We start from the raw sequence: 15,268 nt of genomic DNA on the forward strand, positions 1-15,268 counted from the left end.
ACATAGTTATTAATACAAAACAAAAACACCCTCTGTAAATTACCGGGCATGGTGAGCGGCTTCGCTATGCCCAAAATCTGGAGACAGATTGCGATGGATATTTCAGTTACCGCTGTAAAAACCGGGCGTCGCCGTTATCTGACGCTCATCATGATCTTTATTACCGTGGTTATTTGTTATGTTGACCGCGCCAACCTCGCCGTCGCCTCGGCGCATATTCAGGAGGAGTTTGGTATTAGCAAAGCGGAAATGGGCTACGTATTTTCCGCCTTTGCCTGGCTGTATACCCTCTGCCAGATCCCGGGCGGTTGGTTCCTTGACCGCGTGGGGTCCCGGCTTACCTACTTTATCGCCATCTTTGGCTGGTCTGTAGCCACGTTGCTACAAGGCTTCGCCACCGGCTTAATGTCGCTCATAGGCCTGCGCGCTATCACCGGGATCTTCGAAGCACCAGCCTTTCCAACCAATAACCGCATGGTGACCAGCTGGTTCCCGGAGCATGAACGCGCCTCCGCCGTCGGGTTTTATACCTCGGGGCAATTTGTTGGCCTGGCTTTCTTAACGCCGCTGCTGATTTGGATCCAGGAGCTATTGAGCTGGCACTGGGTGTTTATTGTTACCGGCGGTATCGGCATTATCTGGTCGCTGATCTGGTTCAAGGTTTATCAACCGCCGCGGCTGACCAAAAGCATCAGCAAAGCCGAACTCGACTATATTCGCGACGGCGGCGGCCTGGTGGATGGCGATGCGCCGGTGAAGAAAGAGGCGCGTCAACCGTTATCGAAAGCGGACTGGAAGCTGGTCTTTCATCGCAAGCTGGTCGGTGTTTACCTTGGGCAGTTTGCGGTAACCTCGACGCTGTGGTTCTTCCTGACCTGGTTCCCGAACTACTTAACCCAGGAAAAAGGCATTACCGCGCTGAAGGCCGGTTTTATGACCACGGTGCCCTTCCTCGCTGCGTTTTTTGGCGTCCTGCTCTCTGGTTGGCTGGCGGATAAACTGGTGAAAAAAGGCTATTCGCTGGGCGTGGCGCGTAAAACGCCGATCATCTGCGGACTGCTGATCTCCACCTGCATCATGGGGGCGAACTACACCAACGACCCGGTATGGATTATGGCGCTGATGGCGCTGGCATTCTTCGGTAACGGTTTTGCCTCCATTACCTGGTCGCTGGTCTCATCCCTGGCGCCGATGCGCCTGATCGGTCTAACCGGAGGCGTGTTTAACTTTGTTGGCGGCCTGGGGGGCATCACCGTACCGCTCGTGATTGGCTATCTGGCGCAGGATTACGGCTTTGGCCCGGCGTTGGTCTATATCTCCGTGGTGGCGCTGATAGGCGCGCTGTCTTATATCCTGCTGGTCGGCGATGTGAAACGTGTAGGCTAAATTTTTGCGATACGCTACCCTGATGCGTAAGTCTCGCATCAGGGTATCGTTATGAAACAAGTCACTTTTGCTCCCCGTCATCATCAGCTTACCAATGTTAATACCTGGACCCCCGACAGCCAGTGGCTGGTGTTCGACGTCCGCCCGTCCGGTGCGTCGTTCACCGGCGAGACCATTGAGCGAGTGAACGTAAACAGCGGCGCGGTGGAGACCATTTATCGTGCCACGCAAGGCGCGCACGTGGGCGTGGTGACCGTGCATCCAACCCAGGAGCGCTACGTGTTCATTCACGGCCCCGAGCGGCCGGATGCGCAATGGCAGTATGACTTTCATCACCGCCGCGGAGTGGTGGCCTTTCAGGATACCGTCGAGAATCTGGACGCCATGGACATCACTGCCCCTTACACCCCCGGGGCGCTGCGCGGCGGCAGCCACGTCCATGTCTATAGCCCCAACGGCCAGCTGGTCAGTTTTACCTACAACGATCATGTGCTGCACGAGCGCGACCCGGCGCTGGATCTGCGCAACGTCGGCGTGGCCGCGCCGTATGGACCCGTGACGCCGCCGGGCCACCATCTGCGCGAATATGGCGGCAGCCACTGGTGCGTGCTGGTGAGCCGCACGACGCCGACTCCCGCGCCGGGCAGCGATGAGATTAATCGCGCCTATGAAGAGGGCTGGGTGGGGAACCATGCGCTGGCGTTTATTGGCGATACGCTGGCGGAAAACGGCGACAAAGTCCCGGAGCTGTTTATTGTCGATCTGCCGCAGGATGAAGCCAGCTGGAAGCAGCCCGGCGGGGAGCCGCTGGCCGGTACCGCAACCACGATGCCCGCGCCGCCGGCGGGCGTCAGTCAGCGTCGTTTGACCTTCACCCACCATCGCCGTTATCCGGGGCTGGTGAATATTCCACGTCACTGGGTGCGCGCCAATCCACAGGCTACGAGCATCGCCTTCCTGATGCGCGACGACGCCGGTGTGGTGCAGCTGTGGCTGATTTCCCCACAGGGGGGCGAGCCGCGGCAGTTGACGCATCACACGTCGGGTATCCAGTCGGCATTTAACTGGCATCCGTCGGGAGAGTGGCTGGGCTTTGTACTGGAGGGGCGGATTGCCTGCTGTCATGCCGGCACAGGCGATATCACCTTTTTAACCGAGGCGCATGCTCATGCGCCCTCGGCGGACGCGATCGTCTTTTCGCCAGACGGTAAACAGATTGCCTGGATGGAGGAGGTGGACGGTTATCGCCAGCTGTGGGTCACGCAGACCGGGCGATAACTTACTGGGCAGGCATCGGCGCTGGCGGGATCACCGAGTTGGTCGCCAGCGTGGCCTTCTCGCTCTTTTCGACCCGAGATTTGATTGAGCTGTCGGTGCGGAACATATCCCACGGCAGCAGCAGGGTATCCATGACGGCGGTGAACGGCATGTCCAGCGCCACCAGCGATTTCACACCCCAGTTGGTATTGTTGTCCCCCAGCGTTTGCGCACTGGATCGCGTGCCCGGATAGGTTCCCTCTTTGCCACCGGTATGTGACATTACGCTGGAGCAACCGCTCAGGCTTATTATCCCGCTGAACAGGACCAGCTTTAACAGTCGTCTGCTTTTCATTGTTCTTCCATCGTCGTTTCGGGCGTTGAGATAACCTTTTAGCGGTTATATCGGGCCATCCCGTGAATGCATAGCGTTATTGCGCCGCACTGTGGTGGGCATCGCACTTTGCTTTTTGTGCTCCTCCCCCCAGTCTAAGCAATCATCGGCAAACTGCAAAAAAAAACGCCCTCAATCCCTTGAAAAGCACGGGGAGAAACCCATTTTATAGGTGTAACCCACTGAGAATACGCCTGAGGGGTATTCCGGATTACCGCGGCCTGTCCACGATGGAAGGTCATTTGATTCTCGCTGATTTTCAGGAGCTATTTATTATGCGTAACTTCGATCTCTCCCCGCTTTATCGTTCAGCCATTGGTTTCGACCGCCTGTTTAACCTGCTGGAAAACAATCAAAGCCAGAGCAATGGCGGCTACCCTCCGTATAACGTCGAGCTGGTAGACGAAAACCACTATCGCATCGCTATCGCGGTGGCTGGCTTTGCTGAAAGCGAGCTGGAGATCACCGCCCAGGACAATCTGCTGATCGTCAAAGGCGCCCACGCTGCCGAGCAGAAAGAGCGGACCTACCTGTATCAGGGGATCGCCGAGCGTAACTTCGAGCGCAAATTCCAGCTGGCGGAAAACATTCATGTCCGCGGCGCCAACCTGGTAAACGGACTGCTGTATATCGATCTGGAACGGGTGATCCCGGAAGCGAACAAGCCGCGCCGTATCGAAATCAACTAATTGTCCCTCTCAGGCCGCGTGGCGGCCTGATGTAACAACCTGCTCGCCGTCAGGGAGCATATGCGAATTCGCGCAATTCGCAGATATTCACTCGCTTCACAGAAGGAGAAAACAGTATGCGTAACTACGATTTATCCCCCCTGCTGCGTCAATGGATCGGTTTTGACAAACTGGCCAGCGCCCTGCAAACCGCCGGTGAAAGCCAGAGCTTCCCGCCCTATAACATCGAAAAAAGCGACGATAACCACTACCGCATCACCCTTGCGCTGGCCGGTTTCCGTCAGGAAGATCTGGATATTCAGCTGGAAGGCACCCGCCTGGTGGTAAAAGGCACGCCGCAGCAGCCGGAAAAAGAGACCACCTGGCTGCACCAGGGGCTGGTGAGCCAGGCCTTCAGCCTGAGCTTCACCCTCGCCGACAACATGGAGGTCTCTGGCGCGACCTTCACCAACGGTCTGCTGCATATCGATCTGACCCGCCATGAGCCTGAGCAGATCGCCCCGCAGCGCATCGCCATCAGCGAACGACCGGCGTTAAATAGCTAATAAAGCAACCTATTGATAAAGCCCCGATTTTCGGGGCTTTTTTGTGCCGGTCTGTTTGCTGGTATTGTGCGCCAGGCTGCATACAACCCGTCTGGCAGCGGTCATAATCCCTGTTAATAATAATGTTATTCACAGGGACGATACCATGAGTGAGATAGCATTGACGGTCAGCGTACTGGCGCTGGTGGCGGTGATTGGGCTGTGGATCGGCAATGTCAAAATCCGCGGCGTCGGCTTTGGTATTGGCGGCGTGTTGTTTGGCGGCATTATCGTCGGCCACTTTGTCGATCAGGCGGGAGTCGCCCTCAGCACCCCGATGCTGCATTTTATTCAGGAATTCGGCTTGATCCTGTTTGTCTACACCATCGGTATCCAGGTGGGGCCAGGCTTTTTCGCCTCGCTGCGGGTCTCAGGCCTGCGGCTCAATCTTTTCGCTATCCTGATCGTGATTCTCGGCGGCCTGGTCACGGCGGTGCTGCATAAACTGTTCAATATTCCTCTCCCGGTGGTGCTTGGCATCTTCTCCGGCGCGGTGACCAACACGCCGGCGCTGGGGGCCGGGCAGCAAATCCTGCGCGATCTCGGGGTGCCGTTCGAGGTGGTCGATCAGATGGGGATGAGCTATGCGATGGCGTATCCGTTCGGCATCTGCGGCATTCTGCTGACCATGTGGCTGGTGCGCCTGTTCTTTCGCATCAATGTCGAGAAAGAGGCCCAGCAATTTGAGGAGAGCAGCGGCAACGGCCATGCCCATTTGCACACCATCAATGTGCGGGTGGAGAACCCCAACCTCAACCAGATGGCGATTCAGGATGTACCGATGCTCAACAGCGACAATATCGTCTGTTCGCGACTGAAGCGCGGTGAGCTGCTAATGGTGCCTGCGCCGGGCACCCTTATCCAGGCCGGCGATCTGCTGCACCTGGTGGGGCGGCCGGAGGATCTGCACAATGCGCAACTGGTGATCGGCCAGGAGGTGGCCACCTCGCTGTCGACGCGCGGCACCGACCTGAAGGTAGAGCGTGTGGTGGTGACTAACGAGAAAGTGCTGGGGAAGAAAATACGTGATCTGCACGTCAAACAGCGCTATGACGTCGTGATCTCCCGGCTTAATCGCGCTGGCGTCGAGCTGGTGGCCAGCAGCAGCGCCAGCCTGCAGTTTGGCGATATTCTCAACCTGGTCGGCCGTCCGGAGGCGATTGACGCCGTGGCCGCCGAGCTGGGTAACGCCCAGCAGAAGCTGCAGCAGGTTCAGATGCTGCCGGTATTTATCGGCATCGGCCTCGGGGTACTGCTGGGATCTATCCCGTTGTTTATTCCCGGCTTCCCCGCCGCCCTGAAGCTCGGGCTGGCCGGGGGACCGCTGATTATGGCGCTGATTCTCGGGCGCATCGGGAGCATCGGCAAGCTGTACTGGTTTATGCCGCCGAGCGCCAACCTGGCGCTGCGCGAGCTGGGGATCGTGCTGTTTCTGGCGGTGGTCGGGCTGAAATCGGGGGGCGACTTTGTGGCGACCCTGACCCAGGGCGATGGCCTGAGCTGGATCGCTTACGGCATTTTTATCACCGCCATCCCGCTGCTGACGGTAGGCATTCTCGCGCGCATGCTGGCGAAAATGAACTATCTGACGCTGTGCGGCATGCTGGCCGGCTCGATGACCGACCCGCCGGCGCTGGCCTTCGCCAACAATCTGCACGCCACCAGCGGCGCGGCGGCGCTCTCTTACGCTACCGTCTATCCGCTGGTGATGTTCCTGCGGATTATCACCCCGCAGCTACTCGCCGTGCTGTTCTGGGGGCTGAGCTAGCGGGCTGTGCGCCTGGACGCGGCGCAGATGGTAGTCCACCTGATACTCGCTGGCGTTGCGGAACATGACCGAATAGTTAAGAAACTCGCCGCTGTCGCTGTAGGAAAGGGAGGTAATCCGCAGCAGCGGCGTCTGCTCCGGAACGTTCATTGAGCGCGCCAGCTGCCTGTCCGCCAGCACCGGCGTCAGGGTCTCATAGTTCCCGCTGATGATGATCCCGCACTCCTTCTCAATATAATCAAATTTCGATCCCTCCAGATGGCTCAGCGACAGGTTACGGAACAGCTTCACCGGCATATAGCTATCCTCCAGCATCAGCGGCTTGCCGTCGACGAAGCGCACCCGCCGCGAGAAGTAGATCCGTTCATCAATTTTAATTCGCAACAGGCTGGCGATGGCCGGCGGGGCAGGCATCACTTCGAAGGCCAGCACCTGGCTTACCACCTCTTTACCCTGCTTGCGCAGCACTTCCGCCAGGCCGGTGAGATTGCTGGTTTCATGATGGACGTCTTTACGCGCCACGTAGGTCCCCGAGCCGTGGCGACGGACCACCAACCCCCAGTCCACCAGCAGGTCGATGGCTTTGCGGATGGTCATGCGCGCCACCCCGAACTCCTCGGCCAGTTTTTTCTCTCCCGGCAGCGGGCTGCCGATGGAGAAGTCGGCAGAATTCAGCCGCAGCCGCAGGCGGTCAGCAATGGATTTGTAGATCACCAGTAGTCCTCTTGTACAGGAAAGAGCGAGGTTATTTTCTTCACCTGTTATTAAAAAATGAGTTTTAAGACAGCAGGTTATTATCCATTCATTAGATCGATTTCATCCTTTGGCTTATCGATGTCTAACTTTTGTTAACGAAGTAGACAACTTTGGCCAAATTAAAACCATGAAAGCGATCACGAATCGCAACGGCGCGGCATGTTGTTGGAGGGGCAAATTCCTATTCTCGAGTGAGGCCGGTAATCAAGAAAAAGAAGGCCATTCACCCTACGAGTTGTTACATGAGGATTTCCCAATGCTCAGTCAAATACAACGCTTTGGCGGCGCCATGTTTACCCCGGTTTTATTGTTTCCTTTCGCCGGGATCGTGGTCGGTATCGCCATTATGTTGCGCAACCCGATGTTCGTCGGCGAAGCGCTGACCGCACCCGACAGCCTGTTTGCACAGATCGTTCACATCATCGAAGAGGGCGGCTGGACCGTCTTTCGTAATATGCCGCTGATTTTCGCCGTCGGCTTGCCGATTGGCCTGGCGAAGCAGGCCCAGGGCCGGGCCTGCCTGGCGGTACTGGTGAGCTTTCTCACCTGGAACTACTTTATTAACGCCATGGGGATGACCTGGGGCCACTTCTTCGGCGTCGACTTTTCCGTTGAACCCACGGCCGGCAGCGGCCTGACGATGATTGCCGGGATTAAAACCCTCGACACCAGCATTATCGGGGCGATCGTCATCTCCGGCCTGGTGACGGCCCTGCATAATCGCTATTTCGATAAACCCCTGCCGGTGTTCCTCGGCATCTTCCAGGGCTCATCGTTTGTGGTCATTGTCGCCTTCCTCGCGATGATCCCCTGCGCCTGGCTGACGCTGCTCGGCTGGCCAAAAGTCCAGCTGGGTATTGAATCGCTACAGGCCTTCCTGCGCTCTGCCGGCGCGCTCGGGGTGTGGGTCTACATCTTCCTTGAGCGCATTCTGATCCCCACCGGTCTGCATCACTTCGTCTATGGCCCGTTCATCTTTGGCCCGGCGGTAGTGGAGGGCGGACTGCAGGTCTACTGGGCAGAGCATCTGCAGGCGTTCAGCCAGAGTACGGAACCGCTGAAGACGCTGTTCCCGGAGGGCGGCTTTGCCCTGCACGGTAACTCGAAAGTGTTTGGTTCGGTGGGTATTGCGCTGGCGCTTTACTTCACCGCCGCGCCGGAAAATCGCGTCAAGGTCGCCGGCCTGCTGATCCCCGCCACGTTGACCGCGATGCTGGTCGGGATCACCGAGCCGCTGGAGTTCACCTTCCTGTTCATCTCGCCGCTGCTGTTCGCCGTCCACGCGGTGCTGGCGGCGTCCATGGCGACGGTGATGTACATCTGCGGGGTGGTGGGCAATTTCGGCGGCGGCCTGCTCGACCAGTTCTTGCCGCAAAACTGGATCCCGATGTTCCATCACCACGCCTCGATGATGTTCATTCAGATAGGTATTGGTCTCTGTTTCACCGCCCTCTACTTCGTGGTCTTCCGCACCCTGATCCTGCGTCTGAACCTGAAGACGCCGGGCCGGGAAGAGAGCGAAATCAAGCTCTACAGCAAGGCTGATTATCAGGCGGCGCGGGGTAAAACCACGGCGGCAGCCGCGCCAGAGACCCGGCTGGGCCAGGCCGCTGGCTTCCTGCAGGCCCTCGGCGGCGCCAGCAACATTGAAAGTATCAATAACTGCGCCACCCGACTGCGCATCGCGCTGGTCGATATGGCGAAAACGCAAAGTGACGACGTCTTTAAAGCGCTGGGCGCCCACGGGGTAGTACGCCGCGGCAACGGGATTCAGGTCATCGTCGGCCTGCACGTTCCCCAGGTGCGCGACCAGCTGGAAAACCTGATGAAAGATTCTCTTTCGACCGAACATACCACCATGACGGAGGCAGTATCATGAAAAAATTCTCAGTTGTTATCGCAGGCGGCGGCAGCACCTTCACCCCGGGCATTGTCCTGATGCTGCTGGCAAACCAGGATCGTTTTCCGCTGCGGTCGCTGAAATTTTACGACAACGACGGGGCGCGGCAGGAGACCATCGCCGAGGCGTGCAAAGTGATCCTCAAAGAGCAGGCGCCGGAGATTGAATTCAGCTATACCACCGATCCGCAGGCGGCGTTTACCGATGTTGATTTCGTCATGGCGCATATCCGCGTCGGGAAATATCCGATGCGTGAACAGGATGAGAAAATCCCGCTGCGCCACGGCGTGCTGGGCCAGGAGACCTGCGGACCGGGCGGGATCGCCTACGGTATGCGCTCTATCGGCGGCGTGCTGGAGCTGGTGGATTATATGGAAAAATATTCGCCGAACGCCTGGATGCTTAACTACTCCAACCCGGCGGCGATTGTGGCGGAAGCTACCCGTCGTCTGCGGCCGAACGCCAAAATCCTCAACATCTGCGATATGCCGATCGGCATTGAAGGGCGGATGGCGCAGATTGTCGGCCTCAAAGACCGTAAACAGATGCGCGTGCGCTACTACGGCCTCAACCACTTCGGCTGGTGGACCTCGATTGAGGATCTCGACGGCAACGATTTGATGCCGAAACTGCGCGAATATGTGGCAAAATACGGCTATGTGCCGCCATCTAACGACCCGCACACCGAGGCAAGCTGGAACGACACCTTTGCCAAAGCGAAAGATGTGCAGGCGCTGGATCCGCAGACCATGCCGAATACCTACCTGAAATATTACCTGTTCCCGGACTACGTGGTGGCCCACTCCAACCCGGAACGCACCCGCGCCAATGAGGTGATGGATCATCGTGAGAAAAACGTCTTCAGCGCCTGCCGGGCGATTATTGCCGCCGGGAAATCCTCCGCAGGCGATCTGGAGATTGACGAGCACGCGTCGTATATCGTCGATCTGGCGACGGCCATCGCCTTTAACACGCAGGAAAGGATGCTGCTGATTGTGCCGAACAATGGCGCGATCCATAACTTTGACGCCGACGCGATGGTGGAAATTCCTTGCCTGGTGGGCCACAACGGGCCGGAGCCGCTGACGGTCGGCGACATCCCGCACTTCCAGAAAGGGATGATGAGCCAGCAGGTGGCGGTGGAAAAACTGGTGGTCGATGCCTGGGAACAACGCTCTTACCACAAGCTGTGGCAGGCGATTACCCTGTCGAAAACCGTGCCGAGCGCCTCGGTGGCGAAAGCGATCCTCGACGACCTGATTGCCGCCAATAAGGATTACTGGCCGGAGCTGCATTAATCCCCGCCGTTGACCGGCGCCCTGCGGGGCGCCGATGCTTCTCCCCGGTTCCTGATTTACGCTATGCTGAAGCCTGCTGCGCGATGAACAAGGAACCGTCATGAAAATCTCCCGCCTCGGCGAAGCGCCTGATTACCGCTTTTCGCTGGCTAACGAACGCACCTTTCTGGCGTGGATCCGCACGGCGCTCGGTTTTCTTGCCGCTGGCGTCGGTCTTGACCAGCTGGCGCCAGACTTTGCCACGCCGCTGATCCGTGAAATTCTCGCCCTGCTGCTATGCCTGTTTGCCGGCGGCATGGCCATCTATGGCTATCTGCGCTGGCTGAACAACGAGAAGGCGATGCGCCTGAAGCAGGATCTCCCCTATACCCGGACGCTGCTGGTGATTAGCATCCTGCTGCTGGCGGTGGTGGTCGCGGTGATGTTGCTGGTGCTGTATGGCGGATAAACGCCGGGCGCGGCGGGAAAGCGACCCGGGGCTACAGCCAGAGCGCACCTCCCTGGCCTGGTTTCGCACCCTGCTGGGCTATGGCGCGCTGATGGCGCTGGCGATTAAGCACAGCTGGCACCGCGCCGGACTGCCGTTCTGGCTGTCGATCGGCGTGCTGGCGATAGTGGCGGGGATCCTTTGGGGCTATACCCGCCGTCGTCATCTGATGGACGTCGACGACAGCGATTTTTTACAGCCGCGGGCGGTTCGTGACAAATTTTTGATCGCACTCGCAGTACTTTCTCTGGCATTCCTGTTTGCTGTTACTCACCTTCAACAGATAGTTTCATTCATTAGGGATATGTCATGACAGGATGTCCGGCGAATTTGCCTCTCACTCATGCCCCCGGCCAGCAACATGACACTCCCTTTCAGGCGGTAGTGGTCGAGGCGGAGCATTGCCGCCAGCCGCAGGCGTTCTATGCGCAGCTGCGTCAACAGGGGCTTACGGCTATCCATTTTATTCCGCAGCTGGCGGCTGGCGACGCCGCGCTGTGGGGAGAGTTTCTCTGCGCGGTCTTTCACCGCTGGGTGCGGGAAGATATTGGCCGTATCAATATTTTGCTGTTCAGCGAGACGCTGAGCGCCTGGTGCGGCGAGTTGATAACGCAGGCGGGCGCGCCGGCGGCCAACAGCGCCTGCTACGGCTGTCCGTGGCTACGCCTGTGCCGCTGCGGCGAACAGGAAGACCCGCTGTGCGCGGGTTATCGGCAGTTCTACGATCTCAGCGGGCCCTATATGCGAGTGATGCGGGACCTGCGCCGACAGCAGCGGCCGCCAGAGGCGTTGATGCCGCTGCTGCGCTGAAGATTAGCGCCCCTTCGCCAGATACTGCGCCATCTCCTCTTCCGGCACCATTCCGCCGCCGGTGGCCCACACCAGGTGGGTCGCCTGCTGCAGCTGTTGCTCACTCAGCCCCTGCAGCTGATGGTACGCTTTGCTGGCGCAGACGCGCTGCGGCCCGGCCATCCCGGCCAGCGCAGAGGGCTCAAGGCGGATATTTTCCGCTGTCGCCAGCCAGCCCAACATGTCATACATCGTCTGGTCATCAAGGGTATAGAACCCGTCGAGCAGGCGCTCCATTGCCCGGCCAACGAAGCCGGACGCCCGGCCGACCGCCAGACCGTCGGCGGCGGTCAGGTTATCAATGCCTAAATCCTGCACCGCTATCTGGTCATGAAGCCCGGTGTAGACGCCGAGCAGCATGCAGGGAGAGTGGGTCGGTTCGGCGAACAGGCAGTGAACGTGGTCGCCAAAGGCCAGCTTGAGGCCAAACGCCACGCCGCCGGGGCCGCCGCCGACGCCGCACGGCAGGTAGACGAACAGCGGATGGTCGGCATCGACCACCCGTCCGGCTTTGGCGAACTGCGCCTTCAGGCGCTCGCCGGCCACGGCATAGCCGAGGAACAGCGTGCGCGAATTTTCATCGTCGATGAAAAAACAGTTCGGGTCGGATTCCGCCGCCTTGCGTCCCTGTTCGACCGCCACGCCGTAGTCCTCGTCATACTCCACCACCGTCACGCCGTGGCTGCGCAGTTTGGCCTTTTTCCACGCCCGGGCGTCCGCGGACATATGCACGGTAACCTTAAAGCCGATGCGGGCGCTCATGATGCCGATCGACATCCCGAGGTTGCCGGTTGAGCCGACGGCGATGCTGTACTGGCGGAAGAACTGTTTAAACTCCGGCGTCAGCAATTTGCGATAATCATCTGCGGTAGTCAGCAGCCCGGCCTCGAGCGCCAGCTTTTCCGCATGGGTCAGCACTTCATAAATGCCGCCGCGCGCTTTGATCGAGCCGGAGATCGGCAGATGGCTGTCTTTTTTCAGCAGCAGTTCGCCGCCAATCGGCTGGCCGAATTTTTGCTCGAGGCGGTGCTTCATTGCCGGAATGGCGACCACTTCCGATTCGATGATCCCACCGCTGATGGCCGTTTCCGGGAAGGCTTCCGCCAGATAGGGCGCGAAGCGCTGAAGGCGGGCATGGGCGTCCTGCACGTCGTCGGCGGTCAGACCGACGTAAGGCAATCCTTCCGCCAGGGGGGTGGTGGCGGGGTTAAACCAGGTGGTTTCTTTCAGGGCGATCAGATCCTGCACAAGCGGGAAGGTCGCGGTCAAGGTAGTCAATTCAGCGTGTTTCATCATACGTCTCTTTGCGCTCAGATAATGAAAGAAAGCAGGAAGGTGGCGGCCAGTGCAAGTAGCGACGCGATAAAAGTCGCCGTCGTGTAGTACTTGAACGTTTCACTGAGGCTTGCGCCGCAGTACTGTTTGACCAGCCAGAAGAGGGAATCGGTGACGATCGTGCAGCCAATGGCGCCGGAACCGATAGCAATAGCGATGATCTCCGGGCTGACGCCGGGATAGAGCGGCAGCATCGGCGCGACGATGGCGGTGGCGCCCATCATCGCCACGGTGGCGGAGCCGACGGCGGCGTGCAGGATAAGCGCCACCAGCCAGGCCAGCAGAATCGGGTGCATATCGAGGTTCGACAGGATCACCGCCAGGCTATCGGCCAGGCCGCTGGATTTTAAGATCGCGTTGAACGCGCCGCCTGCGCCGATAATCAGCAGGATGTTGGCGATCGACCCAAAGCCATTTTCAGTATGGGTTAGCAGGACGCCCATCCCCATTTGCCGACGAATGCCGAGCATGTAATACGCGACAAAGACGGCGATAAACATCGCGGTGATGGGGTTGCCGATAAATTCCAGCACCGTATACAGCGTGCCGCCTTTCGCCATGTTCAGTTCGGCGACGGTTTTCACCAGCATCAGGCCAATCGGCAGCAGTACGGTAAACAGCGTGGCGCCGAGCGACGGCAGCGTCGACGCCTCGCGGACCTCAAGATTGGCAAATTCGGCCGGGACCGGTTTGTACGGCAGGCGGTTGCCTAACGCTCGGAGAAACAGCGGGCCGCCAACCAGCGAGGCGATCAGACCGACCAGCAGGCCATAGACAATCACTGTGCCAATATCGGCGCCCAGTTTGTTAGCGACAAACAGGGCCGCCGGATGCGGAGGGACCACGCAGTGCACCGCCATCAGCGCGGTACACAGCGGAATAGCCAGCTTCAGCAGCGAGGTGTTGGTTTTTTTGGCGATGGAGAAGGCCAGCGGGATCAGCAGGACCACGCCGACTTCGACAAACAGCGTGATGCCGCAGATCAGGCCGACCAGCACCATAATCACGTCCGCCGACAGCCAGCGGCAGCGCTGCAGCGTCAGGCCGATGCGCTCCGCCGCGCCGGAGACCTCCATCATCTTGCCGAGAATGGTGCCGAGGCCGATCACCGCCGCCAGGAAGCCCAGCGTGCCGCCGATCCCGCTCTCAATGGCGTTGACCATCTCCAGCGGGCCCATTCCCATCATCGCGCCGACGAAAAAGCTCGCCAGCAGCAGCGCCAGAAAAGGATGAAACTTCAGTTTGACGATCGTTAAGACGATTAACACGATGCTGATCAGCAGCGTGCTCACAACCCAGACTTGCGAACCCATATTCCACCTCGCCTGTGAATAATCTGGCCTTATTGAAGCGAGAAACCTCATGGGCTGACAAACGATATAAATGGGCTTTAAGGTGAGGAGAATTGAATCAAATGGGTGATTTGGCTCAAAAACAGACCATTCAACATGCTGTGGGTCAAATTAATTCACCCTTTAGCGGCAAAACCGGCGTGATTTTTTTATCATCAACAGCCACTGTATTAGCCAGGAGCGCGTGATGGATGTGCTAAAAAACATAGGTACCCGGCTGCTGAACGGCTGGCAGCTCTCCAGGCTGTCGACCTTTGAAGTGGCGGCGCGGCACGAGTCGTTTGCCCTGGCCGCCGACGAGCTGGCGCTCACGCCTGGCGCCGTCAGCCACCGGATTAATCAGCTGGAAGCGGAGCTGGGGATCCTGCTCTTTGTCCGCTCGCATCGCAAAGTTGAGCTGACGCGTGAAGGTAAGCGGGTCTACTGGGCGCTGAAGTCGTCGCTGGATGGCCTCAATCAGGAGATCCTCGACATCAAAAACCAGGAGCTCTCCGGCAGTCTGACGGTCTACTCGCGGCCCTCTATCGCCCAGTGCTGGCTGGTGCCGGCTCTGGGAGACTTTACCCGTCGTTACCCGGCCATCTCCCTCACCGTGCTGACCGGCAACGAGAACGTTAACCTGCAGCGGACGGGCATCGATCTGGCGATCTATTTTGATGATGCGCCGTCGTCGCAGCTGAGCCACCATTTTCTGATGGATGAGGCGATCGTGCCGGTATGTACGCCGAATTACGCGCACCAGCGGCAGTTAATGTCGAATCCGGGCAATCTGCGCCACTGTACCTTGCTCCACGACCGCCAGGCATGGAGCAACGATTCCGGCACCGATGAGTGGTATAGCTGGGCGCAGCAGTTTGCGGTGGACCTGCCGCCATCATCGGGCATTGGCTTCGATCGTTCCGATTTAGCGGCGATCGCGGCGATGAACCACCTCGGGGTGGCAATGGGGCGTAAGCGGCTGGTGCAGAAGCGGCTGGAGAGCGGGGAGTTGATCGCCCCGTTTGGCGATATGACGCTGAAATGCCACCAGCACTACTATGTGACCACCCTGCCGGGTCGTCAGTGGCCGAAAATCGACGCCTTTATCGAGTGGCTGCATAGTCTGACCTGAAAATGAGCCGGGCTACCCCTCAATGATGTTGGACAGGCCGGGTAAGGCGTCAGCCGCCACCCGGCAACATAACGGTACGGCGCCTGATAACCGCCCGGCGGC

Annotated in this window: 15 protein-coding genes and 1 other annotated feature; of the genes, 11 read left to right on the plus strand and 4 right to left on the minus strand. The window is 58.9% G+C overall.

The features are described from left to right. Positions 1 to 48 precede the first annotated feature (48 nt). Both ACOI6Z_RS23910 and ACOI6Z_RS23915 read left to right on the plus strand, forming a co-directional pair. Positions 49 to 1,386: an MFS transporter gene (locus ACOI6Z_RS23910; RefSeq protein ID WP_032447014.1), complete on the plus strand. Its 1,338-nt coding sequence runs from the start codon at positions 49 to 51 to the stop codon at positions 1,384 to 1,386. Between the two features lie 51 nt (positions 1,387 to 1,437). Then, positions 1,438 to 2,664: a DUF3748 domain-containing protein gene (locus ACOI6Z_RS23915; protein ID WP_065813012.1), complete on the plus strand. Its 1,227-nt coding sequence runs from the start codon at positions 1,438 to 1,440 to the stop codon at positions 2,662 to 2,664. Between the two features lies 1 nt (position 2,665). Here the strand turns inward: ACOI6Z_RS23915 and ACOI6Z_RS23920 are convergent, their stop codons facing one another. After that, positions 2,666 to 2,998: a YceK/YidQ family lipoprotein gene (locus ACOI6Z_RS23920; protein WP_023291451.1), complete on the minus strand. Its 333-nt coding sequence runs from the start codon at positions 2,996 to 2,998 to the stop codon at positions 2,666 to 2,668. 245 nt (positions 2,999 to 3,243) lie between these two features. After that, positions 3,244 to 3,319, plus strand: a sequence feature (ROSE (Repression Of Heat Shock gene Expression) occurs in the 5'-region of heat shock genes and acts as an RNA thermometer to modulate expression.). Between ACOI6Z_RS23920 and ibpA the strand changes: the two genes are divergently transcribed. The 3 genes from ibpA to ACOI6Z_RS23935 all read left to right on the plus strand — a co-directional run bounded on the left by ibpA (position 3,313) and on the right by ACOI6Z_RS23935 (position 6,078). Next, on the plus strand, positions 3,313 to 3,726 hold the full coding sequence (gene ibpA / locus ACOI6Z_RS23925; RefSeq protein WP_004151523.1) for a small heat shock chaperone IbpA: 414 nt from the start codon (positions 3,313 to 3,315) through the stop codon (positions 3,724 to 3,726). It overlaps the preceding feature by 7 nt. A gap of 116 nt (positions 3,727 to 3,842) precedes the next feature. After that, positions 3,843 to 4,271 (plus strand): small heat shock chaperone IbpB, encoded by a 429-nt coding sequence (gene ibpB / locus ACOI6Z_RS23930; RefSeq protein ID WP_023291450.1) that lies wholly within the window; start codon positions 3,843 to 3,845, stop codon positions 4,269 to 4,271. A 145-nt stretch (positions 4,272 to 4,416) separates the two neighbouring features. Continuing rightward, positions 4,417 to 6,078 (plus strand): putative transporter, encoded by a 1,662-nt coding sequence (locus tag ACOI6Z_RS23935; RefSeq protein WP_050534283.1) that lies wholly within the window; start codon positions 4,417 to 4,419, stop codon positions 6,076 to 6,078. Here the strand turns inward: ACOI6Z_RS23935 and ACOI6Z_RS23940 are convergent. Then, complete coding sequence (locus ACOI6Z_RS23940; protein WP_032454424.1) at positions 6,046 to 6,792, minus strand: GntR family transcriptional regulator; 747 nt, start codon at positions 6,790 to 6,792, stop codon at positions 6,046 to 6,048. The two genes, ACOI6Z_RS23935 and ACOI6Z_RS23940, sit on opposite strands and share 33 nt — an antisense overlap. A 298-nt stretch (positions 6,793 to 7,090) precedes the next feature. Between ACOI6Z_RS23940 and ACOI6Z_RS23945 the strand changes: the two genes are divergently transcribed. From ACOI6Z_RS23945 to ACOI6Z_RS23965, 5 genes are all read left to right on the plus strand, one after another. After that, positions 7,091 to 8,713 carry an alpha-glucoside-specific PTS transporter subunit IIBC gene (locus ACOI6Z_RS23945; protein WP_023291447.1) on the plus strand — a complete coding sequence of 541 codons (1,623 nt, stop codon included), beginning with the start codon at positions 7,091 to 7,093 and terminating at the stop codon, positions 8,711 to 8,713. Next, on the plus strand, positions 8,710 to 10,032 hold the full coding sequence (locus tag ACOI6Z_RS23950; RefSeq protein WP_017899668.1) for a 6-phospho-alpha-glucosidase: 1,323 nt from the start codon (positions 8,710 to 8,712) through the stop codon (positions 10,030 to 10,032). Before ACOI6Z_RS23945 ends, ACOI6Z_RS23950 begins: the two co-directional genes overlap by 4 nt. Before the next feature lie 100 nt (positions 10,033 to 10,132). Continuing rightward, complete coding sequence (locus ACOI6Z_RS23955) at positions 10,133 to 10,480, plus strand: YidH family protein (RefSeq protein WP_004202264.1); 348 nt, start codon at positions 10,133 to 10,135, stop codon at positions 10,478 to 10,480. Then, a complete protein-coding gene (locus tag ACOI6Z_RS23960) occupies positions 10,470 to 10,832 on the plus strand; it encodes a DUF202 domain-containing protein (protein ID WP_023291446.1) in 363 nt (120 codons plus the stop codon). Before ACOI6Z_RS23955 ends, ACOI6Z_RS23960 begins: the two co-directional genes overlap by 11 nt. Next, positions 10,829 to 11,329: a hypothetical protein gene (locus tag ACOI6Z_RS23965; RefSeq protein ID WP_023291445.1), complete on the plus strand. Its 501-nt coding sequence runs from the start codon at positions 10,829 to 10,831 to the stop codon at positions 11,327 to 11,329. The genes ACOI6Z_RS23960 and ACOI6Z_RS23965 overlap by 4 nt, the downstream gene beginning before the upstream one ends. 3 nt (positions 11,330 to 11,332) lie before the next feature. Here the strand turns inward: ACOI6Z_RS23965 and dsdA are convergent, their stop codons facing one another. Next, positions 11,333 to 12,661, minus strand: coding sequence for a D-serine ammonia-lyase (gene dsdA / locus ACOI6Z_RS23970; protein WP_065813011.1), 1,329 nt, complete (start codon positions 12,659 to 12,661; stop codon positions 11,333 to 11,335). Between the two features lie 17 nt (positions 12,662 to 12,678). Further along, positions 12,679 to 14,016: a D-serine transporter DsdX gene (dsdX, locus tag ACOI6Z_RS23975; RefSeq protein WP_048335644.1), complete on the minus strand. Its 1,338-nt coding sequence runs from the start codon at positions 14,014 to 14,016 to the stop codon at positions 12,679 to 12,681. A gap of 226 nt (positions 14,017 to 14,242) precedes the next feature. Here dsdX and dsdC point away from each other — a divergent pair, with 226 nt between their 5' ends. Further along, on the plus strand, positions 14,243 to 15,166 hold the full coding sequence (gene dsdC, locus ACOI6Z_RS23980) for a DNA-binding transcriptional regulator DsdC (protein WP_044525088.1): 924 nt from the start codon (positions 14,243 to 14,245) through the stop codon (positions 15,164 to 15,166). Positions 15,167 to 15,268 lie beyond the last annotated feature (102 nt).

It is taken from the genome of Klebsiella sp. C239 (assembly GCF_048822715.1).
GTDB classification, from domain to species: domain Bacteria; phylum Pseudomonadota; class Gammaproteobacteria; order Enterobacterales; family Enterobacteriaceae; genus Klebsiella; species Klebsiella quasipneumoniae.